This window comes from Paenibacillus sp. FSL R7-269 (genome assembly GCF_000517865.1).
Classification (GTDB): domain Bacteria; phylum Bacillota; class Bacilli; order Paenibacillales; family Paenibacillaceae; genus Paenibacillus_AQ.
Window position 1 is genome coordinate 87583 of the sequence record NZ_ASPS01000049.1, and the last position, 20402, is coordinate 107984.

Annotated in this window: 26 protein-coding genes and 1 other annotated feature; of the genes, 7 read left to right on the plus strand and 19 right to left on the minus strand. The window is 53.7% G+C overall.

The genetic code is table 11. The annotated features are described in order from the left end of the window. Positions 1-35: 35 nt before the first annotated feature. Both C162_RS21620 and C162_RS21625 read right to left on the minus strand, forming a co-directional pair. Positions 36-1472: a stalk domain-containing protein gene (locus tag C162_RS21620; RefSeq protein WP_036697586.1), complete on the minus strand. Its 1437-nt coding sequence runs from the start codon at positions 1470-1472 to the stop codon at positions 36-38. Positions 1473-1642: 170 nt separating this feature from the next. Then, positions 1643-2086, minus strand: a complete 444-nt coding sequence (locus tag C162_RS21625) for a hypothetical protein (protein ID WP_036697587.1) — start codon at positions 2084-2086, stop codon at positions 1643-1645. A gap of 208 nt (positions 2087-2294) precedes the next feature. On the opposite strand from C162_RS21625, the gene C162_RS21630 reads away from it, so the two are divergent. The 4 genes from C162_RS21630 to C162_RS21645 are packed head-to-tail and all read left to right on the plus strand — an operon-like array spanning position 2295 to position 8194. Further along, entirely contained in the window at positions 2295-3041 is a 747-nt protein-coding gene (locus tag C162_RS21630) for an ABC transporter ATP-binding protein (protein ID WP_036697591.1), read from the plus strand. Further along, positions 3038-4075, plus strand: a complete 1038-nt coding sequence (locus C162_RS21635) for an ABC transporter permease (protein ID WP_036697593.1) — start codon at positions 3038-3040, stop codon at positions 4073-4075. Before C162_RS21630 ends, C162_RS21635 begins: the two co-directional genes overlap by 4 nt. A gap of 57 nt (positions 4076-4132) precedes the next feature. Then, positions 4133-4819 carry a TetR/AcrR family transcriptional regulator gene (locus tag C162_RS21640; protein ID WP_051493831.1) on the plus strand — a complete coding sequence of 229 codons (687 nt, stop codon included), beginning with the start codon at positions 4133-4135 and terminating at the stop codon, positions 4817-4819. 30 nt (positions 4820-4849) lie between these two features. After that, the gene (locus tag C162_RS21645; RefSeq protein WP_036697595.1) at positions 4850-8194 is read left to right on the plus strand and encodes a DEAD/DEAH box helicase; all 3345 of its coding nucleotides are present in this window, start codon (positions 4850-4852) and stop codon (positions 8192-8194) included. Between the two features lie 95 nt (positions 8195-8289). On the opposite strand, the gene C162_RS21650 is transcribed toward C162_RS21645, so the two are convergent. Then, the gene (locus C162_RS21650; RefSeq protein WP_036697597.1) at positions 8290-8649 is read right to left on the minus strand and encodes a hypothetical protein; all 360 of its coding nucleotides are present in this window, start codon (positions 8647-8649) and stop codon (positions 8290-8292) included. A gap of 193 nt (positions 8650-8842) precedes the next feature. Here C162_RS21650 and C162_RS21655 point away from each other — a divergent pair, with 193 nt between their 5' ends. From C162_RS21655 to C162_RS21665, 3 genes are all read left to right on the plus strand, one after another. Then, the gene (locus C162_RS21655; RefSeq protein ID WP_036697600.1) at positions 8843-9148 is read left to right on the plus strand and encodes a hypothetical protein; all 306 of its coding nucleotides are present in this window, start codon (positions 8843-8845) and stop codon (positions 9146-9148) included. A 233-nt stretch (positions 9149-9381) separates the two neighbouring features. Further along, positions 9382-9604: a binding site (T-box leader), on the plus strand. Positions 9605-9652: 48 nt separating this feature from the next. Continuing rightward, the gene (locus tag C162_RS21660; RefSeq protein WP_036697603.1) at positions 9653-10072 is read left to right on the plus strand and encodes a hypothetical protein; all 420 of its coding nucleotides are present in this window, start codon (positions 9653-9655) and stop codon (positions 10070-10072) included. Positions 10073-10167: 95 nt separating this feature from the next. After that, the gene (locus tag C162_RS21665) at positions 10168-10764 is read left to right on the plus strand and encodes an Ltp family lipoprotein (protein WP_235218498.1); all 597 of its coding nucleotides are present in this window, start codon (positions 10168-10170) and stop codon (positions 10762-10764) included. 53 nt (positions 10765-10817) lie between these two features. On the opposite strand, the gene C162_RS21670 is transcribed toward C162_RS21665, so the two are convergent. The 16 genes from C162_RS21670 to C162_RS21740 form a co-directional block, all read right to left on the minus strand. Then, positions 10818-11195, minus strand: coding sequence for a hypothetical protein (locus C162_RS21670; protein WP_036697607.1), 378 nt, complete (start codon positions 11193-11195; stop codon positions 10818-10820). Positions 11196-11329: 134 nt separating this feature from the next. Then, on the minus strand, positions 11330-12106 hold the full coding sequence (locus C162_RS21675; RefSeq protein WP_036697610.1) for a M15 family metallopeptidase: 777 nt from the start codon (positions 12104-12106) through the stop codon (positions 11330-11332). Next, positions 12106-12372, minus strand: a complete 267-nt coding sequence (locus C162_RS21680) for a phage holin family protein (RefSeq protein ID WP_036697612.1) — start codon at positions 12370-12372, stop codon at positions 12106-12108. The genes C162_RS21675 and C162_RS21680 overlap by 1 nt, the downstream gene beginning before the upstream one ends. A gap of 12 nt (positions 12373-12384) precedes the next feature. Continuing rightward, positions 12385-12669 (minus strand): hypothetical protein, encoded by a 285-nt coding sequence (locus C162_RS21685; protein ID WP_036697614.1) that lies wholly within the window; start codon positions 12667-12669, stop codon positions 12385-12387. Positions 12670-12747: 78 nt separating this feature from the next. Next, a complete protein-coding gene (locus C162_RS35555) occupies positions 12748-12879 on the minus strand; it encodes an XkdX family protein (protein ID WP_084649008.1) in 132 nt (43 codons plus the stop codon). Then, positions 12879-13364 (minus strand): XkdW family protein, encoded by a 486-nt coding sequence (locus tag C162_RS21690; protein ID WP_036697615.1) that lies wholly within the window; start codon positions 13362-13364, stop codon positions 12879-12881. The genes C162_RS35555 and C162_RS21690 overlap by 1 nt, the downstream gene beginning before the upstream one ends. Positions 13365-13366: 2 nt before the next feature. Beyond that, positions 13367-15016 (minus strand): right-handed parallel beta-helix repeat-containing protein, encoded by a 1650-nt coding sequence (locus tag C162_RS34575; protein WP_051493832.1) that lies wholly within the window; start codon positions 15014-15016, stop codon positions 13367-13369. A 10-nt stretch (positions 15017-15026) separates the two neighbouring features. After that, complete coding sequence (locus C162_RS21700) at positions 15027-15638, minus strand: putative phage tail protein (RefSeq protein ID WP_036697618.1); 612 nt, start codon at positions 15636-15638, stop codon at positions 15027-15029. Positions 15639-15641: 3 nt separating this feature from the next. Next, positions 15642-15980 (minus strand): hypothetical protein, encoded by a 339-nt coding sequence (locus tag C162_RS21705; protein ID WP_084649009.1) that lies wholly within the window; start codon positions 15978-15980, stop codon positions 15642-15644. Between the two features lie 12 nt (positions 15981-15992). Then, the gene (locus C162_RS21710; RefSeq protein WP_036697620.1) at positions 15993-17015 is read right to left on the minus strand and encodes a DUF2793 domain-containing protein; all 1023 of its coding nucleotides are present in this window, start codon (positions 17013-17015) and stop codon (positions 15993-15995) included. Between the two features lies 1 nt (position 17016). Beyond that, a complete protein-coding gene (locus C162_RS21715; RefSeq protein ID WP_036697621.1) occupies positions 17017-17430 on the minus strand; it encodes a hypothetical protein in 414 nt (137 codons plus the stop codon). A gap of 3 nt (positions 17431-17433) precedes the next feature. Next, a complete protein-coding gene (locus C162_RS34580) occupies positions 17434-18531 on the minus strand; it encodes a baseplate J/gp47 family protein (RefSeq protein WP_051493833.1) in 1098 nt (365 codons plus the stop codon). Continuing rightward, entirely contained in the window at positions 18524-18886 is a 363-nt protein-coding gene (locus tag C162_RS21725; RefSeq protein WP_036697622.1) for a DUF2634 domain-containing protein, read from the minus strand. Before C162_RS21725 ends, C162_RS34580 begins: the two co-directional genes overlap by 8 nt. Further along, positions 18874-19287, minus strand: coding sequence for a Gp138 family membrane-puncturing spike protein (locus tag C162_RS21730; protein ID WP_036697624.1), 414 nt, complete (start codon positions 19285-19287; stop codon positions 18874-18876). Before C162_RS21730 ends, C162_RS21725 begins: the two co-directional genes overlap by 13 nt. Beyond that, the gene (locus tag C162_RS21735; RefSeq protein ID WP_036697626.1) at positions 19284-20078 is read right to left on the minus strand and encodes a phage protein; all 795 of its coding nucleotides are present in this window, start codon (positions 20076-20078) and stop codon (positions 19284-19286) included. The genes C162_RS21730 and C162_RS21735 overlap by 4 nt, the downstream gene beginning before the upstream one ends. Next, positions 20071-20394 carry a phage baseplate plug family protein gene (locus C162_RS21740; protein ID WP_036697627.1) on the minus strand — a complete coding sequence of 108 codons (324 nt, stop codon included), beginning with the start codon at positions 20392-20394 and terminating at the stop codon, positions 20071-20073. The genes C162_RS21735 and C162_RS21740 overlap by 8 nt, the downstream gene beginning before the upstream one ends. Positions 20395-20402 lie beyond the last annotated feature (8 nt).

Genomic DNA, 20402 nt, shown 5'->3' on the forward strand with positions numbered 1-20402 from the left:
CTCCTCCCGGCGGTGTGCGCCGATAAATGTTGTAATTAATTAGCAACTTCCGGTGAGCCTGACAGTTGCAACGCTTTGCCGTTCTGAATGACCAGTACCTTGCCGTCGCTGATGATCCCCAGCTTGCTGCCGTCTGCCGATACCGCTACTTCTGATACATCTTCGGCTGTCCGGTACAGTTCAACCGGAGCTGCGCTGCCTGCAATAGAGTAGATTACCGTGCTCCCGTCCGTTGTAGTCCCGGAGACTACGAGGCCCGTACTAACCTCTGTGGACCAGTTCACCTCTGCACCGAGGGCGATATCTGTGCTTTTACCATCTGCTGTAATCAGCTTTAGCGTGTTAGCGGCATTGCCGTCCGCATCCGCACTCAGGTATGATACGCTGCCGTTTGCCAGAATCTCAGGATACAGCTTGTTGTCAGGTGTAGTAGTCAACGCTGCCGGCTTAGCACCTTTGGTAGTAAGATCCAGCTTATAGAGCTGTTCTCCGGCCTTGCTGAAGTCTACTGTAAGTGAATCTTCTGTGCTGTCGGCATCATTCTTGGCGGTACCAGTGATGTTGACAATGTACACTGCGCTTTTGCCGTCTGCCGATATGCGAAGCTCCGATTTATTCTCTACTTTATCTTCAAGCAGAGCCTTGACCTCTCCGGTCTCTACTGAAATCTGTGCCAGCTTCTCCTGCTTGTCGCCCTGGACGAAATAGAGCGTCTTGCCGTCACTCGACCACACGATATCTGTCTTCACGCTGGTGTCCTTGCCGAGCGGACTGATTAAGCCGGTGGACAAGTTGATCAGCTTCAGCTGGCCGGTCTCATCGCTGAATGCGCCCCACTGCTGGTCGGCGGAGACTGCGAAATCCACCGCACTTTCGCTGGAAGAGAACAGATCATAGTTACCTGGAGTCTGAGTGAATTTATAGAGCAGGGTGGATTCAGCGTCGCTCTGATTCGCAATCAGGCCGCCGTCAGCGCTCCAGTGAAGAGTGTCAAATGAACCGGCAGGCCGGGCGAAGCTCAGAATCGTGTGAGCATCGGCCTCCAGCTCACCGCCAAGCGCCGTAACCAGCTTCGTCAGCTCCACATACGTTTTGCTGTTACGCACTACCGGGGCCACTGTAAATTCCAGGGTCTCGCCATCAACCTGATAGCTTTTCACGCCTGCCTGTAGCTGCACACTATGTAGACCTTTGCTGTCATTGAGCTGGATTCCGCTGCTGCCATGCACAAGTCCTGCTCCCAGCTCTGCGGCTATCTGGCTCAATGAATAGAGCTTGTACCCGCCGCTGTTGATTGTGCTGAGTGTAACCGGCGTACCGTTGATATTCCAGGACATGCTGCCCTCTACGGCTGCTGCTGTCTTGACAGCTGCGGCACTTACTTGGCTGCTTGTCGCCAGAACACTAACAGCTCCCCCTGTTACGAGAAGTGCAGAAGCCAGAGCCGCGCCGATCCATTTACTATTCTTCAATTAGATTCACCCTTTTCCTATAGGTAACTGCTAATGTTATTTTCGTCTACGAGTGTCAATTCTGTTGCGTAGGAATGTTATGGAAATATTAACTGTAAAAATAATTACAAGCCCATAGAAAAAAGACCCGCCCGGGAACCCTCCCGGACCGGCCTATTGTAAACCCTGTGTTAATTCACAATCCAAGTCACGATAATCTCATTCCCGCCGCGCTCTGAAGCCGAGGGGCTGCCAATAATAGAATACGAATAGGAGCCATTCACTTTGCCGTTAATCAGCAGGTTGCGGCTGTCCACAATCTCTGTCCCGCGTTCCAGCTCCTTCTCTCTTACATACTTCTGATATGTAGTTCCAAGAGCGGCCATAGTCTCCTTCGTCTGATAGATCAGCATAGAGGATTTCTTCCCCTCTGACTGTTCACCTTGGGTAAAAGTAATACCTGCCCCTTCGGGAATCGGCAGATCCTCCGGCAGATATTGTTTTGCCTCCGTCTTCTCGTCCGCCAAGGTATGAAACCGTCCACCACCAACTGAATGGTCTGCATCGCCGCAGCCGCTAAGTCCAGCCGCAGCCAGCAGCACGCCTAGAGGAAGGAGCAGCTTATGTCCTGCCATAATTCCACCGCCTTTAGTGAATTGGGTTTCAGAATGCCGGTAAACATAGGATGTCCCTTTTATTACCCGGATCAAGGGTGGGAGTAACGGATAATCCTTACCATTTTATTTACTTTTTAAAATAATTTGTACGCTTCCAGAAAGAGTTTTACTTTTACATAAGAAATCATTAATATAATGAGTGAGCGCTCACTCATTATTGTGAGGAATGGAGGAGATTGGTGTGAATGAGGGAAAACCTGTCATTGCGGTTACTCATGTGAACCGGGCTTTTGGCAATAAAACGGTGTTGAAGGATATAACGCTTCAGGTGAATCAGGCAGAGACCTTCGGGATTCTGGGGCCATCCGGCTCTGGCAAAACCACGCTTGTCAAGCTGCTTACGGGCATAGATGAGGTAACCTCCGGTGAGGTCACCGTGCTGGGGGTGCGGATGCCGAAGCTTGCCATGCTCCAGCAAATTGGATATATGGCCCAGTCGGATGCCCTGTATACCGAGCTTAGCGCCAAGGAGAATCTGGAGTTCTTCGCTGCGCTCTATGGACTGAAGGGCGGCAACCGCACGCGGCGGATTGGGGATGTGATGGAACTGGTGAATCTGCAGGAGCATCTGCGGAGGCGGGTGGACCAATACTCCGGCGGCATGAAGCGCCGGCTGTCCCTGGCGATTGCCCTGTTGCACGAGCCGCCGCTGCTGCTGCTGGATGAACCAACCGTCGGCATCGATCCGGTGCTGCGCCAGTCGATCTGGAAGGAGCTGAAGGCGCTGAACCGCAAGGGAACAACGATTGTCCTGACCACGCATGTGATGGATGAGGCAGAGAAATGTGACCGGCTGGCGATGATCCGGGACGGCGTACTGCTGGCGGCCGATACTCCGGCTGGACTGCTTCAGGCTACCGGCGCCGCCAGCATTGAGGAAGCCTTCCTCTATTATGGAGGTGTACGCCGATGAGAATCCGGGCCATTACCCTGAGAATTCTGCAGCAGTTCATCCATGACCGGAGAACCATGGCGCTGATGTTCATCGCTCCTCTGCTGGTGCTTAGCCTGATGAGCCTGGTGTTCGGCAGCGATGCTTATGAGCCTAGAATTGGCTTTTCGGGGGATGCGGCAGTGTTCAGTTCAGCGCTGGAAGCCCAGCAGGCTGAGGTTACCAGCTATGCTGATGAAGCATCCGGGCAGGACGCCCTGAAGGCGGGAGACATTGATGCTCTCCTTACAATGAAAGGAGACACTCCTGCTGTTGTCCTTGAAGGCAGCAACCCGGCGGCTAACCGCGCTGTGATCATGGCGCTCCAGGAAGCTGCGCAGAGCCTACAGCCACAAGCGCCGGGCGGCGGGCAGCTCCAGCCGCAGATCAGCTATCTCTACGGCGCGGAGGATATGAAGACGATCGATCGCTTCGGCCCGATTATGATCGGGGTGTTTGTGTTCTTCTTTGTCTTCCTGATTGCCGGTGTCTCCTTCCTGCGCGAACGGACCACGGGCACGCTGGAGCGTCTGCTCTCCACCCCGCTGAAGCGCTGGGAGATCGTCACCGGATATGTCTGCGGCTTCGGCATCTTCACCGTCTTTCAGGCCCTGCTGATCTCCTGGTTCTCGATCCAGGTGCTGGGGATTATGATGACAGGCAGCTTCGGCTACGTGCTGCTGATGACACTGCTGCTGTCGATGTCGGCGCTGACCCTCGGCACCCTGCTCTCGGCGTTCGCTGCCAATGAACTGCAGATGATCCAGTTCATCCCCCTCGTCATTGTGCCGCAGATCTTCCTGAGCGGATTATTTCCGCTGGATACCCTTCCCCTCTGGCTCCAGCGCATTGGACTCGCCACTCCGATGTACTACGGTTCACAGGCACTGATGGATATCATGGTACGCGGCAGAGGCTGGAGCGATATCGCCGGGGATGTGTTCATGCTGATCGGCTTCTCCCTGCTGTTCATGCTGCTGAATGTGTTGGCTCTGCGCAAGCACCGCAGAATGTGAAGGGTGAACGGGCTATGGTACACTAGGAGGAACTGCAAGAGTCTGGAGGTTCTATTAATGGAGAATAACCCTGCTGCTGATCAGGAGCAGCTGGAGCAAGACCAGTGGGTTCAGGAGCTGCTGGATCTCAGCGAGAAGGAGCAGGTCACACCTAAGCAGCTGTCCATTCTGCGGGCGGCGATTGATGTTTTTGCAGAGAAGGGATTCTCGGCGGCCGCCACCAGTGAGATCGCCCAGAAGGCGGGCGTGGCCGAAGGCACGATCTTCCGTTATTACCGGACCAAAAAAGATCTGCTGCTCGCCATCACGGTCCCCACCATGAGCCGGATGATCGCCCCATTCGTGCTGCGCAACTTCAGCGGTGTGCTGGATGTGCCGTTCGGGAGCTATGAGGATTTCCTTAAGGCCTTCATCGTGAACCGGCTGGAGTTCGTCCGCAGGAATCTGAAAATCGTCAAAATTCTCATTCAGGAGATCCCCTTCCAGCCTGCGCTGAAGGAGCAGCTGACCGAGAATATCTTCGAGCAGGTCCTGGCCCGTGTAACTGCAATTACCGAGCATTTCAAGGTGCAAGGTGAAGTGATTGACGCGCCTACTCCTGCGATTATACGCTTTACGATCTCGGCGATTGTCGGCTATCTGCTAGTACGGCTGGTGCTGATGCCGGAGCAGGATTGGAACGATGAGGCAGAGATTGAACAGACTATAAGCTTCATTCTGCACGGGATCGGCGGGAATGGATAAGACAGAAGCAATAAAAGGAAGTGAGTATACGTGGGTTATCAGGTGCCGGAACGGGTAATCAAGCTGCTGTGCGGAAATGCCGCTTTTGACCAGGGAGCGGCTTATTATCATGCCCATAAGGTAGACCTTGTCTATACGGAGCATAACGAGGAAGACGAATATTCTAAATACCGCGCTGAGGTCCATGGACTGGAGAGCCATGAGATTGCGCTGATTATCGACAGTGACGGGGATGTGCAGGGGGAATGTACCTGCCCGGCGTACTATCGCGGCGGACCCTTCTGCAAGCATATTGCGGCAGTGCTGGTGACGGTCCTCTACCGCAGCCAGGCTGCCGGAGCTGAACAGGCTGAGGATATGCAGGCAGATGCGGAGGAGGCTTATCCCGCAAGGACAGGCAGTCTGCCGCTGGCGCAAGGCAGCTCCGCCCCTTCCGGGGCAGAGCAGAGGGAACGCAGCGGAGACCGGCAGCTGGTGAGCAGCATGCTCGGAATATTCACCGGAGGGCGGCAGCGGCCAAGCGGTGCAGGCACGTATATCGATCTGCGGACACCGCTCCAGGTCGAGTTCATCTGCCGGCCCTTCAACTTCAACTACGGCAGTACCATGCTTGGGATGGAAGTGAAGCTTGGTCCTAAGCGTCTTTATATCGTGCAGAAGATTAGACCTTTTTTGGAGCAGGTGCACCGGGGCGAGCCTTTTGAATTCACAGCGCATTTCAGCTATGATCCCGCCCTGCACAGCTTCTCCAAGGAGGATAATGAGGTCCTGCAGAAGCTGATTGAGATCATGCTGAATGAGAAGGTCTACCACAGTCTCACCAGCCCGTATGGTTCCCGCACTAACAATGCAGGGAACGACCGGCTGCTGCCTGTGGCCCCTTTTTTCTGGGAGAGTCTGTACCCCCTATTAGAAGCTGCGCCTGCCGTCCGCCTTCAGCATGGACAGCTTCTGCTGGACCGCTTGTCCCTCTCGGAGGAGCCGCTGCCGCTCAGCTTCCAGTTCGACCAGGCACAGGAGGACGGCTACCGGCTGGATGTCCGGGGGCTTGAACAGCTTATGATTCTGGAGAGCTACGGGCTGGTCTTGACCGAAGGCAGACTGCTGAAGCTCCCGGCGCAGGAATGCGGGCGGCTCTCCGAGCTGAAGCGGGTGCTCAGCGGCAGCCGGCGGGATAGCCTGGCGATTGCGCCTGAGCAGATGGAGCCCTTCATGGAAACCGTCATCCCCGGGCTGAAGAAGCTGGGCAGGGTGAGCATTGCCGACACCATTGCGGACCGGATCGTCCAGACCCAGCTTCACGCCAGACTCTACCTGGACCGGGTAAGGGACCGGCTGCTGGCCGGGCTGGAATTCCAGTACGGCGGAATTGTCATCAATCCGCTGGAGGAGAAGGCGCATGAGCGGAGCAGTGAAGTCATTCTGATGCGGGACGGGGAAGCAGAGCGGCGGATTCTGGACCTGATGGCCCATGAGTCCTTCTCACGGACGGAGAGCGGATATATCATGCGTGACGAGGACGGGGAATTCGACTTCCTGCACCATACCATCCCGCTGCTGGAGCCGCTGCTTCAGGTCTATGCTACCACTGCGGTCAAGGATCGGGTGCTTACGGAGCATGCAGCGCCCAAGGTCAGCCTGAGCTGGAACGAGAAGACCGACTGGCTGGACTTCAAGTTCGCCATGGAGGGCATCACAGAGAAGGACATTACAGAGGTCCTTAAGTCGCTCCAGGAAAAGCGTAAATATCACCGGCTCAAGGACGGAGCCCTGCTCCCGCTGGATACCGCAGAGTTCCAGGAAATTATCGCGCTGATGAACGAGCTCGGCGTCCGCAGCGTGGATATTCAAAGTACGGAGTTCTCCTTGCCGCTGGTCCGCGCCCTCCATCTCCATGCAGGCACCTTCCAGGGGCAGACCATCGAGACCGGACGCTCCTTCCGGCGGCTGCTCGCCAATATGGCGAGTCCTGAGAATCTGGACTTCCCTGTACCCGGGAGTCTCGCTTCTGTGCTGCGGGATTATCAGCAATACGGCTTCCAGTGGATGAGGACGCTGGCCCATTACCGCTTCGGCGGCATTCTGGCGGACGATATGGGCCTTGGCAAAACACTGCAGAGCATCACCTTCCTGCTCTCGATGCGGGAAGACATCCGGCAGAGCGGTGTGCCTGCCCTTATTGTCGCGCCTGCCTCCCTGCTCTATAACTGGCTTAACGAGCTGAAGCGCTTCGCCCCGGAGCTGCAGGCAGTCATTGCCGACGGCAACGCCGGTGAGCGCAGCCGGGCTCTGCGGAACACGGCCGGGCATGATGTCATCATCACCTCGTACCCGCTGCTGCGCAGAGATGTGGATGAGTATGCCAAGCTGTCGTTCCATACGCTTATTCTGGATGAAGCACAGATGATCAAGAATCATGAGACTCAGACTTCGCAGGCGGTCAGACTGCTTCAGACCCGCTACCGCTTTGCGCTCACTGGTACACCGGTGGAGAATACACTGGAGGACCTGTGGTCGATCTTCAGCGTCGTCTTCCCCGGCTTGTTCCCCGGGAAGAAGGCCTTCCATGACCTTCCCCGGGAGACGGTAGCCAGGCGAGCCCGTCCCTTCCTCCTGCGCCGCCTGAAGAGTGATGTGCTGAAGGAGCTGCCGGATAAAATCGAGTCCCTCCAGGCCTCCGAGCTGCTGCCGGAGCAGAAACGGCTCTATGTCGCCTATCTGGCCCGCCTGCGCAAAGAAGCGCTCAAGCATCTGGACAGCGACAGCTTCGGCAACGGCCGGATCAAGGTGCTGGCCGGACTGACCCGGCTGCGCCAGCTGTGCTGCCATCCGGCCCTGTTCGTGGACGGATATACCGGCGGCTCCGGCAAATTCGAGCAGCTGCTGGAGATCATCGACGAATGCCGCAGCTCCGGCAAACGGATGCTGATCTTCTCGCAGTTCACGCAGATGCTCGGTATGATCGGGCGCGAGCTGGCGCTGCTCGGGATTCCTCATTTCTATCTGGACGGACAGACCCCGGCCTCCCAGCGGGTTGAGCTATGCAGCCGTTTCAATGAATGCGAGCGCGACCTGTTCCTGATCTCGCTGAAGGCGGGCGGCACCGGCCTCAACCTGACCGGTGCCGACACGGTCATTCTCTACGACCTGTGGTGGAACCCTGCTGTCGAGCAGCAGGCCGCCGACCGCGCCCACCGGATCGGGCAGAAAAAAATCGTCCAGGTTATCCGCCTGGTAGCCCAGGGTACCGTAGAGGATAAGATGTACGAGCTGCAGCAGAAGAAGAAAAACCTGATTGACGAGGTAATCCAGCCGGGACAGGAGGCGTTGTCGAGCCTCAGCGAGCAGGACATCCGCGAGATCCTCTCCATCTGAGTTGAACAATATAAACAGGGACCTTCTGAGCGAGCAGCTCTGCAAGGTCCCTGTTTCATTTCACAACCGGAAAGTCCGGAATAATACCTAATCCTCTATACGTCTGAGCTTAATTTCTCATGCGTCACTACACGGTGTGCATTCACCAGCTGGCCGGTTGATGTCTTGCCCCACACGGATATTCCAATCTCATCTTCGTCCACTTCTCCAGTGATGAACACAAATTCATAGGCATTCAGATCAGCAAAATAATCCCGGGTCACCACCTGATTCGGAGCAACATCAATCACCTCACTGACATACAGCGTTCTGGTAGCGCCCAGCACGTATCCCTGAATACTAATAGAGGTGCTGCCTGGAGCACTCCGCTTGACCACTCTTACCGTCACTGTCTGCGTAGGTCTGACTCCCGAAACGGCATTGTTCTCTATCGGTCCTGTTGACAAAATCGCCATCCTGTCTCGTCCTCCCTTGAAGTTCTAGTGTCAAAGTACGATATATTCATATTCGGACTTTCCTGTAACGGTGTGGACACAGGCCTGAGCCTATTCACCAATGACTGCAGGCACGCATATCCTTGAATAAGGAAAGACCGCCCATGCGCTGCACTTTTATGTATACGAACGCCGAACGGAAGAAGGGACTCCCATGCCCCCTGCAGGAAAAGGAAAGAGGCCCGCCGCCAAAAAAACACCGTCCAGCTCCAAAACCCAGACCCCTAAAGGGCTTGAATTCGCCGTAGCTGCACTTCTATTGACCGGCAAGCTGAAAGTAGACTCTATCCAGATGTACACAGACGCGTCGATGTTCGTCAGTCTGGTAGGCAAATATAAAACCCTAAGCGAGCTAAGTAGTGACAATGTCGATAAGCTGGTCAGCTTCCTCGATGACAACAGCAGCCTGACGCTGAACGAGATCATGACCGCTTTGAAAAAGAAAGCCGAAAACACCTGAACACATCCGGAAGTGAAAGGGAGGGACGGGGTTATGGACAGTTTTGACGGAGAAGAATTTGCCGGCGGGATCCTGCTGGTCATTGTAATTATGCTGCTGATTTATGGTTCAACGGACATCAAGAACCTGACAGGTGCGCCTAGTGACGTGTGATTCTTAACGGTTGGGCTTCTGCTGCACGGTAATCCGCTCTTGCTTTCTCCCAGAAATTCGCTATACTGATACAAATCCATATTCAATCGATGACCGGGAGAGTAATGGTCTTATATCTAGTCCCCAGCGAGCCGGAAAAGTGAAAGCCGGTACAGATTAGAACCATGAAGCGCACCCGTGAGATGGACTTCTGAACCTTGTAGTAGGAAGCCCCGGCCGAGGACCGTTAACCTGTAAGGTGGCTAAACCGTAAGGCTTTAGCAACGAGAGTGGTACCGCGAGCGCACAAGCCTCGTCTCTTAGGAGATGAAGGCTTTTTTTGTCGTTATTTTATTCAGGAGGTTGTTATTCATGCCAATGTTAAGTGAGCTCATTCAAGAAAGCCTGAAGCAGTCTGTTCACACAATCGCACTATCCCTGGGCGTACCTGCTATCGCTGAAGTCAATGTTGCCCTTGAGCAGCCGGCGAGTGCCGACCACGGGGATTATTCCAGCAATATCGCCATGCAGCTCGCCCGCCCTTTGCGCAAAGCTCCACTGGTTATCGCCAGGCTGATCGTCGCCGAGCTCGAAGCATCGGGCTCTGTTCACGGACTGGTGCTGAGAACTGAGGTTGCCGGTCCGGGATTTATTAATATGTATCTGGATTGGCAAGCCTGGGCACGGGCGAAGGAGAATTTCACGCTGCCTCAGCATGCAGGGGAGTCGAAGGTGATCGTCGAGCATACTTCCGTCAACCCGAATAAAACAATGCACACTACATTGACCTGATACTTTATATATTCTTCTTAGCAAAATACATAGATTACCATCCCTAATTCTGGTAGAATAAATTGAAATTATTATCAGAATTAGGGGGAAAAGAATTGAAAAAGCCGATTTATAAAAAATGGTGGTTTTGGGTTGTATTGATAATCGTTTTTGCTGGTATTGGAAACATGGGTAAAGATAAAGACGATGCAGCGGCCTCTGAACCAGCTAAGGCTGTAGCGGCCGAGGCAACTATAGCCCCTACAGCAACCCCGGCAGTATTGACTGAAGAAGAAAAGAAAGCCGCAGAGGAAGCAACTATAAAGGCTGAAGCAGAGAAAAAAGAAAAAGAAGAAGCGGAAGCCAAAGCTAAACTTAAGGCTGAGGCCAAAGCAAAAGAGGACAGCGTCCCTAGGGAACATAAGGCAGCATTAGAAAAAGCGGAAATGTATGCGGATAGCATGAATATGTCAAAGGCAGGTATTTACGATCAACTAACTTCTGAATATGGAGAAAATTTCCCAAAAGAAGCCGCTCAATATGCAATAGATAACATTAAATTCGATTGGAAAGAAAATGCATTAAAAAAAGCAGAAATGTATGCAAAAGAAATGAGTATGTCAGATTCAGCTATTTACGATCAGTTGATTTCTGAATATGGGGAAAAATTCACCAAGCAAGAGGCGAAATACGCTATAGATAATTTAAAATAATAAAAATATAAATGAACGCCCTGCGACCAATACGGTCAGCAGGGCGTTCATACTTAAGCTCGTAATGCTTCGGCCAGCTCCGCAGTGTACCGAGTCAGGCGCAAGCTTATCTCCGTTCGCATCACATCCCGAGTAAGTCCGAACCGTTGCTGATAGCCCCTGAAGTAAATCATGTTGTATGTAACAAAGTCTTCCTGAATGTCCTCCACTACCTTTATGTTTCGCTGCTTAAGCTGCTGGCGTAACTGGTAAGCGTCCTGAATGATCCGCTTTTGTATATACCGGCCTGCTGTTATGTAGGTCCTATTCAAGACGTTGCTAGATAGCTCCACTTCCTTCAGACTCTTGCTTACCATCGTATCCAGGTAAGGGAGTAGGATAAGGTCCCGTACCATCGTCAGCTCCTCGGGCGTTAGCATATTTCCGTTCATCGTTTCCGCCTCCCAATAAGAACATTCGTTTGTATTATATGCCTGAGAATAAGTTTTTAGCAATGGTCTCATTTGCCATACAACGTAAAAAAAAGCCCGCCGACCAGTTAAGGTTGACGGGCTTCTTTTGTGTTCTACTTAAATACTCCAGCACGGAATAGGATGGTTACCATCCGATAGAAGTCATAGCTGCCGTTTGCAGTAGTGTCCAGATAGCCCGCATCCTCCGCAGCCTCACAGGCTGGTAGTGCCCACTTAGGGATTTCCTTCAGCTTGGCCGCAGCCTCCAATTCCTTCACACGCTTAGTCAAGGACTGTGTAACCTCCGCTTGCCCCTTAATCAGTAATGCCATAGATTCAAACTGCTTCTTCTCTTCTGCTGTCATCTCTTCATCCTCCTGTGTTTTCGTAATCTTCCCTAAAGCATTAGCCAACTGTGCAGATGTAGGTCGTTTGCCCGCGCGGTAATCGGCAGTACTCAGCCCGAAGTCAATCTGAAAATGCGGATAGTCCTTGAAGCTAGTCCAATCCCCGCCCCACTCCCAGCCCAGACGCTTCGCGGCGTCAACCACTTCCTGCCAATCGGCAATACCGTCACCGTCACCGTCGCGCTTCATATCCCAGCTCACGCCACCGCCAGGGAGCAGCAGCGCGAAGTCAATCGCAACCCCAAAATTATGATAGCTGTAGCCTCCCTTGGCATTAGTCACAATCTGCCCGGGCTTGGTCCGGCCCTGGGCATATAGACCGTCCTGCTCCGGTATCGTCCGCAGCCCCTGCGTGATAACGATAGGAACGCCGTGAGCATAGGCGAATTCTATTAGTGCCTCGGCCACCTGCCGGACGACCGGCTGAAGCCCGGACAGGCGGGCGGCGGACTTGGCCTTTACCTGCTCCAATGTGTAAGACATCACTCACCCGCCCCCTTCCGTGTCTGTTTGACCAATTGGTTGCCATAAACCGCCACGGCACCGCATAAAATGCCCTGCAATACGCTATCCGGGGATAGCCCCAGCATCAGACAAACCACAATAATAGCAATCAGCGTCACGATATAAATAATAGTCCAGTCCGGCACGCGCGGTGTCTGTTTAAGGACATATCCGATCACCCAGCAGACAACAAGCACCAGCAGCAGCTCTGGCTTGATAAAACTCGATACAGCATTCCATTCCATAATCCAATCCCCCTATTCATCGATTTTGTCCAAGCGCTTATGAGCTTGTTTTGCTGACTCTTCAACCCGCGTCACGCGCTCTGCTAGGGCGTCTGTCCGCTGCCCCTGTGCACGAACATCGACCCGGATATCATCCACCCCTCGCTTGATGTAATCCATATCAGCACGCATAACAGCGCCGGAGCCTGCCCGCAGCTCAGTCTCCTTTTTCGCCACGCTCGCCCTGCCAAGCCACCCTAGCGATACCGCACTGATAACCCCAAGCGCTGACAAGAGCGATGTCAACTCAATATCCATGCCCTACCCCTCCCCCTCATCTCTATTGGTGATAAAAAGCCCCCGGATACAAGTCCAGGGGCAAAATAAAAACGCCTGCTATTCGGCGTCTGCTGTGATCTCTGTAGCCTGCTCGGCTGTAATCTTTTTTGCGGTGACAAATACCTGCACCTGTGCCGATGTATAAAACCCTCCGGCGTAGTACCGCTTAATGAGTGTATACCAGTCCATTACAATACACCTCCCATCACAAGGCTGAGGACCAGGGCCGCTTGATCCTGCTCGGCCTGATCCTGCCGCGCCTGTGTCTGCGCCAGCTCCAGCAGCAACCCGGCGTTATCCATCCGCAATTGCTCAATCTCCGTCAGCTCCGGCGGCTTGTTGGCCACAGCTTCCTGGTATGCTTCCCAGGCTGTCTGTAGCTCCGCTTCCGTGGGCTGCGGCGCGGCCAGGTTCCAGACGGCGATATGTGGGCCGCGCTCTATCAGGTCGTAATCCTCGCCCTCGGTCAGTAGGTTATAGTCGATGCCGTAACGGTAGTGAACGCCTTCCTGCGGCTCCTCACCGTCTTCCGGCGGTTTGATCTCATAGCGGATGCGGCCCTTCTCTTCGGCACCGGGTCGCAGCTCCGGCTCCGGGCCGTTGTTCTGCACGACAAAATCCCGGAACGGGATAGCGTCCGGGTATAGGTGCATAATTGCTAGTGCTATGTTCATTATTATGCCTCCCTCTGGATAGATAAAAATGTTCTTGCCCCATCCGCGCTACCTATAGTGCCATTCGATGAAGCATTAATATATATTTCGATTGTCGAACCAGCTCCCAGCCTTACGGGTATAGACAAATGAGCAGTTTGGGCACCGATACGCATTGCAGACCTTACAGTCTTAGCCGACACCGTACCATTTAAAAATATTGTTAAATCTATCATTGAATCCGTTGCAAACCCGTTCAGAATAACACAAGCACAAATTAAATATTGACCGGTTTTTGCTGCCGTAAATTTACTTGCAGAAAATTCGCCCAACAAATCTACAGCTATACTCGGAAACTGAACTTTGGTCATAACCGATTCAGTTATGTTTTGAGAAGTGCCAAGCGCATCTATAAACGTGCGACTATCTGGTGTATTATCTCCCCATGGGTTAATAATACCGTTTGCTTCGTCCACAACAATACCACCAGCAAACGTTGCGTATTTATTAGTGGACCCAATAGAACAAGCATCTAAAGTTAATCTGCTGTTGTAAGCACATGTAATCATATACCCATTACCTGAACCCGTACAGCTTTGTACTAACACCTCGCTATTTACCGTAGCGTAAACAGCCGGATTTCTGTTATTGATTGAACAATTGATTAAATATACCTTTGAGCAGTTAGCCAAAAAAGCAGAATCATTAGCCACTGAGGAAATGACACACTTAGAAAATACAACCTCAATACAACTAAATGCCCCATTCCAGCTCGGTCTATTGAAAACGAATCCAGACACTTCAGCTCGGCATGATATTCTTGTCAGGCTTATGCCGGAAATAATATGCGTTGTTGCCTGAACCGCCGAACCTAGTAATTTTATTTCTCCCTTGCCGCTCTGACCACCGATATAGACATCCTCATTATATGTCCCCGCACCAACATTAATAGTAAAGGTATGATTTACAACGATCGGAATCATACTTACCGCTTTTGCAATAGTTTTAAATGCCCCGCCCGCCGTATTAGCAAGCCCCGTATTGGCGTCGTTGCCGTCTGTACGGACATAGTAGGTGACATCCGCCGTGGTCTGTTGCGGCGTGGTCGCAAGATTGGCCTTGCCATTCCAAGCAGCCTTTTCGCTGTCGCTCACAAAGCGATTGCTTGCGTCCTGGACAATGATGCCCGGTGGATGTGTGGACGGATGAGTATAGTTGTTTGCGTTGGTTGCTACACCGTCCAGCTTGGATTTATCCCCGGCAGACATCAGCCCGGCCGCACCTGTAGTGGCTACGGTTGTCGAAGCCTTGGCATTCCAGGTTGATTTTTCCGCATCCGTAACAAAGCGATTGCTTGCGTCCTGGACAATGATACCCGGTGGATGTGTTGAAGGGTGGGTATAGTTGTTTGCGTTGTTCGCTACGCCATCCAGTTTGGACTTATCACTAGCAGACATAAGCCCCGCTGCTGCTGTAGTGGCGGCGGCGGTCGAAGCCTTGGCATTCCAGGTATTTCTCTCCGTTTCCGTGATATGTCGGGTAGTATCGGCAGCATGATCCTGGAGGGCTTTAACCGATGTATCCAGGATGTCGGCGTTTGCATTTAAATCGTCAATATCTACTAAATCGGTTCCTTCAGGCTTCTTCAGCCCCAAATTGCTTGTCGTCTTCATGTCGTGCCCCCTATCCGTATGTCCTCAATTCATTCCAGGTCTTCGCTTTTACCTCGCTCCACAACAATGACTTTACCGCCTCCCAGTACGTATAAGAGTAGGCAAATCCATAGGCAAGGTGCGCCGGTTTGATCTCTTCCAAAATCTGAATCAGTCCGGCCATGTTGGGCGGAATCCCTAACACTCCAACAAACCGGACAATGAACCGGTATTCTCCCGGAACCTCTTCGACCAAAACGTCGCCGCCCGAAAAGGCGGAGGCTGTCCGCTGGATCATTTGTGGAGTGGTGGTGCCAATGCCCCGCAGCTTGGCCTTGATGATTTCCCGCCGGGTAATGAGAGATTTTGACGGGTCAACGGCTAATCCAAGCTCAGATTCCCACCGTGACAGGCTCCAGGTGGCGGTATCAACCGCATTCTGCTGTCTCACCTCTTCGGCCCTCGCGTTCGCCCTCCCGATCTGCTCAGACAGAATGTCTAGGAGCTGCCGGAGCTTATCCCGCTTATTGTACACATCCGGCAGTTGCTTACTGATATCGGGAATTAGCCCAGGCTCCGGGGTGGGCGGAACCGTTTCTTCCGTGTAAAGTAACGTACTGTACAGCGACTCACCGTAGGCCATCCATCACACCCCCCGGAGCAAGTCCCAGGTCACAGGGCCTTTGCTCATGTACTCGGAGTGCGTGTGCGCCGCAGGCGGGAAGGTGGACGGCTTACCTGAGACGCCCGTCCACGGAATAGCGTCTGCATTGTTGGCATAGTCTACTTTCCCGTCATTATTCGTGTCATAGATGCTTTTGAGCATATCACCCGACGTCTGCGCGGCCACCAGCAGCACATTGCCGGAGGCTGAACCGATATATAACTTGCTGGTATCCGTGCAGAACCCCAGCTCCCCGACGGCCAGTGTGCCGATGGCTGATTCCAGACCGCGCCGAATTTGAATTAATGTCTTCCGTGCCATGGTCACCGCCTCCTAGAATGTTCCGCCGTCGATAGCGCCGACCGTCAGCCGGTTGCCGTTGGCCGCATCATAGACAATGCTGTCACCGTCTATGTTGGCCTCAATGCCTGTCCCGTTGACCAGGATACCCTTGCCCGGCTTGGCCGCGACACTGGTTGAGCCGACCACAATACCATTGCCCGCCCCGACGGTCAGCGTCACACTGTCCGCCTGCCCACCGCCGGTTAACCCGTTCCCCGCTGTAATCGTCTGAAGCGCTCCACCGGTTCGCACCCAGGCACTCCCGTTCCAGCTATAAATCTTCTGTTCATCGTCCACATAGGCCGTCCAGCCGACGGCCGGAACATAATAGGCCCAGGCCCCGGAGGCATACTCCGCAATCTGATTCGTTTTACCCGCCCAGACCCCGGTCGCGCCGGAAGGGATGATATAACGGTCGGCTTCTGCTGGGCTTGCAGGCGGGGCAGTCAGGTTCTGATCCTTCACCGATGCCTGCGGCTCGATATTATGCTTCGCCAGCTCAATTTCGTTTTTGATTTTTTGTGCAGACCAAAGGTCTGTAATGGCCGCGCCGCTGTCATTGATTAGGCGGTGCCTCGCGGCATCGTTGATATGTGTGGCGATTTCTGCGGCGGTCTTGGTGTTCGTGCCGTCGGACACTTTATTCGGGTGCCCTGCGGTGACGTCCGCCTTCAGCAGCTTGGCGTATGTGCTTCCGTCGGCAATATCATCCACGGTGCCGGTTAGGTCGGTTAACTTCTGCGCGTTGACCCTGCGCCATGTGCTTCCGTCGTCGAAATACAGATATCCAATGTTACTCCCGCTGCTGACATAATACAGACGGCCCACGGATGCCGCCGCCGGACGGGAGGCTTCAGGACCGGACAGCGCCCGGCCGACCATGGAATTAGATGTGCCGTCTCCGATGTAAATTTCCTTAGTGTCCGTGCAAAAACCCATTTCCCCGGCCTTCAGCGCCCCATAGGTGGACAGTTCCGCCCGTGTGCCCCGTTTCAATTGAATCGTTTGTGCCATGTTACACCTCTCTCTCGAATGATCCGCCGTCAATCCGGCCGCTGGCCTTATACCGCTCCATCTCGGTCTGTGTGGCCGTGATGGACGCCTGCACCGCATTGATATCGTCGGCTTCTACGGTGTCCCCCGGCGTCTCATAGGTCACATAGACCTCGGGCACACCGGAAAATATTTTGATCGACCTACGCCACGGGGTTGCGCTTGGAACGGATAAGGTCCAATTCGTGATTTCGGTACCAGTGAAGCGTGACCCGGTAAATACCCGGATCGTCGAATTGTTAATATTGTCATGCCGTAATTCCCCGTTATAACTGCCTGCAACCAGGGGAATCCGTTCTTCGATCACATACGGGTTTCCGGTCAGGCTCTTGTTCAGCTTCTCGGAAAACCTGTCAATACTGTCTGGGTACGACACCTGCTACACCTCCAATTCCACTACACCAATAACCGGCACTTCTTCAGCGCTCAACGGAACATTTCCAGCGCCGCCGTTTAAGGTGAGTTCGGAGTAATCGATAATTCCGTCCGTGCCCAGCAGCAGCGCCCCGATTACGGCATGACTGACATAGGTGACGCTGAAGGATGCTTTTCCCCGCCAATCCTCGACTTTCAGCAGGAACGCATCATGCACCGATTGCAAGGTGTACCCGGCTGCCAATACAACTGTCGCGGATATATTGATAGTCTTGGCAACCGCAGCAGCCACCGTCACAACGGCCCCTATGGGCGCGGTCCCTTCCCCCTGCCCTGGATCGGGATCGATGTACCGCTGAACCTGGGAGACCAGCAGTGAAGAGGCGGGGAGCTTATCAGCATCGGCAATAACCACCTTGACCGTTTTTGGACCGGCCCACAACGGGAATACCTTCGCAGCTCCTACGCCTGGAACCTCCCGGCTCCATCTCAGGTAATCCGCTTTGTTTCCGCTGGTGCCCGGATTCTGCCGCCGCTGAAGCACGCGCTCCCGGAATGCAGCATCCGTTTCCCGGTCCCGGCCATCCTGGGTCTGCTGGGCATTAGTGACAGACATGATATCTGGATTCGGATTGACGACAACCGTTACTGTCCCGGCCGGAACATTACCGGATGCCCCCATCTCCACGGCCATGATTTCAACGGTGCCCGTTCCTTCGGACGACAGCGTGACCGTATTGATGGTTTCAAACCGGATACCGGATGCTGTAGCAACCAGGAATCCAGCAAGCAGCTCATAGCCCGGCGTCCCGGTGACAGCGATGAAGCCGGAAGCATATTCCTCACTATATACGGATAGTCCGTCATTGCCGCCCAGCTTGTAAAGGCTGGCACCGGTTGACGCATTGATTGAAGCAGAATTATAAACATCCTCCAGACGTTCGTCTGCCTTGCCTAAATGCCAAGCAAACAAACGCAGGATCATCCCCATGGGCGATTTTTCGGCGGTGTCCAGCTCTTCGCCAAATACTTCCTTCGCCTTGTCCTCGACATCAGCCAGGATCTCCGCGAACCGCTGGCGCTTAAATCCCTGTTCATCCACCGATTTCCACCCCCTCCATGGTTATGACTTCCCCATTGGTGCCCGTCGCCGTAAAAGATACGATAAGCTGCCGGAGCTGCCGGTTAAAACTAAACTCTATCGCATCCACACTCTGAATCCTCGGCTCCTGAAGCAGACCAGAAATGATTTCATCCTGCATTTCATCGCGGGAAACTCCCTTGCCCAAGAATTTCTTATGATCAATCCCCAGCTCCGGGTTAAGGAACCATTCGCCCTTTTGCACCCCCAGGATTAACCGGCAGGACTGAGCGATTTCGTCCGGACCGGATATCATTTGCAGTTGCCCCGATTGAAGGGCAATATCTCCAGTATCATCAAGCTTTATAGTGAACACGGCATCACCCCCACAATGACGGCATCCATTCGGCTGTGCCGACGGCTGGAGTCTGGCGCAGCCACACGGCCAGACAGGGTATTCCTGATTTCAGCGTCCGCACAGACTACATACACGGTATCCCCTGGAGACAATGCCGGGCGCATAACCGTTTCAAAGGGCTGCGCCCCGCCGCCAAGGTCAAGCTCAAACTTGACCTTGTGCCCGGCCACCGGCACGGACATAATCTGTGCTGGATCACTGCCGAACAACTTAAGTAACGGCTGAACAGAGGCGGTCAGCGTCACCGGGTCAAAGGTAATCACCTTACAAGGCAGAGCCACATTGATGCCGTCCGCTTGCTTTGATCCATGCCCTCTCAGGATATTGGCCAGCGCTCCCGCTGGGTCTGTCTTGCTCACATAATCGCCTCCACCTCTGTTATAAAGTCGCCTGTATTAGAAAACTTGTGGCTCCCGCTGCGGACATACAGCTTTCCCGACCACTCGCGGCAAGTTAGGTTAATGACGGAAGCCGTGGTAATCCGCCGCTGTAACTGCGCTTGAATCTTATACCCCTTATGGCCGTTATCCTCGAAGTACTCCGGGCTACCAATCAACCCGGTCGCCGGAGATAGCGCAAAGACCGCATCCGCGCCGCTGCGCAGGTTGCGGACATAAAGCTTGCTCTGATTGATATAGACCGATGTGCCGCAGTCCTTGCAGACTTCGGTAATGATGTCCGTTACCTTGCCTTTGGCAGTGTATCCGTCTTGGTATCGGTAATCATGGTTCAGCGACATTTGCGCCACCGGCAGGCCGATGTATCCGGCCATCTGCTTGATAATCGCACTGGCAAGGGTCCCCTTGGCAAAGGCAATTTCGGTAACTTCCCGTTTGCCCAGGTCTTCGCTGTCCAGCACATTAATGGTGGTTACCTTGTCCACGCCTTCCCAGCGCGTCCGTACCGCCGATATACGGCCGTGGAGAATCAGGCCAATATCCCCGGTATAGCCCGCATTGACCATCAGCACCCCGTTACGCTTGAGGTTATTAATGGTGGTCTGCGCCAGATTCCAGAGCCGCAGTTCCGATTCGTTCGGTAAGGCATCGTTATCGAACGGCACCGTGCCCTCTATGCTGTATTTAGCCAGTGCGAACGACATATTCCCCGTCATGATCTCCGCGACACGACCAAAGTTTGTTTTAGCCATCGGCCTCATCCTCCAGGAGCAAATATAAAAAGACGCTCACGCCGAGCGTCCCCCAGGTTACGACACTGCTATGCTCTGACAGATCAAACGGGACAATCGGGATTTTCGGGAAACGGTTATCCTGGACGTCATAAAAGAGTGTCTGACCGTACACCAGCTTCTCCCCAAAGACCAGGGTTTCTCCATCCTTGGTCAGATCCACCGTAAAGAAATCGTAACTGGAGTTGTAATGCACCTCAAAGGTGAATGCTTCATCCGCCAGGGAAAGTTCAAACCGATACGGGATAAGGTCTTTCTCCACTTCAATGTATTCCATAACTCACC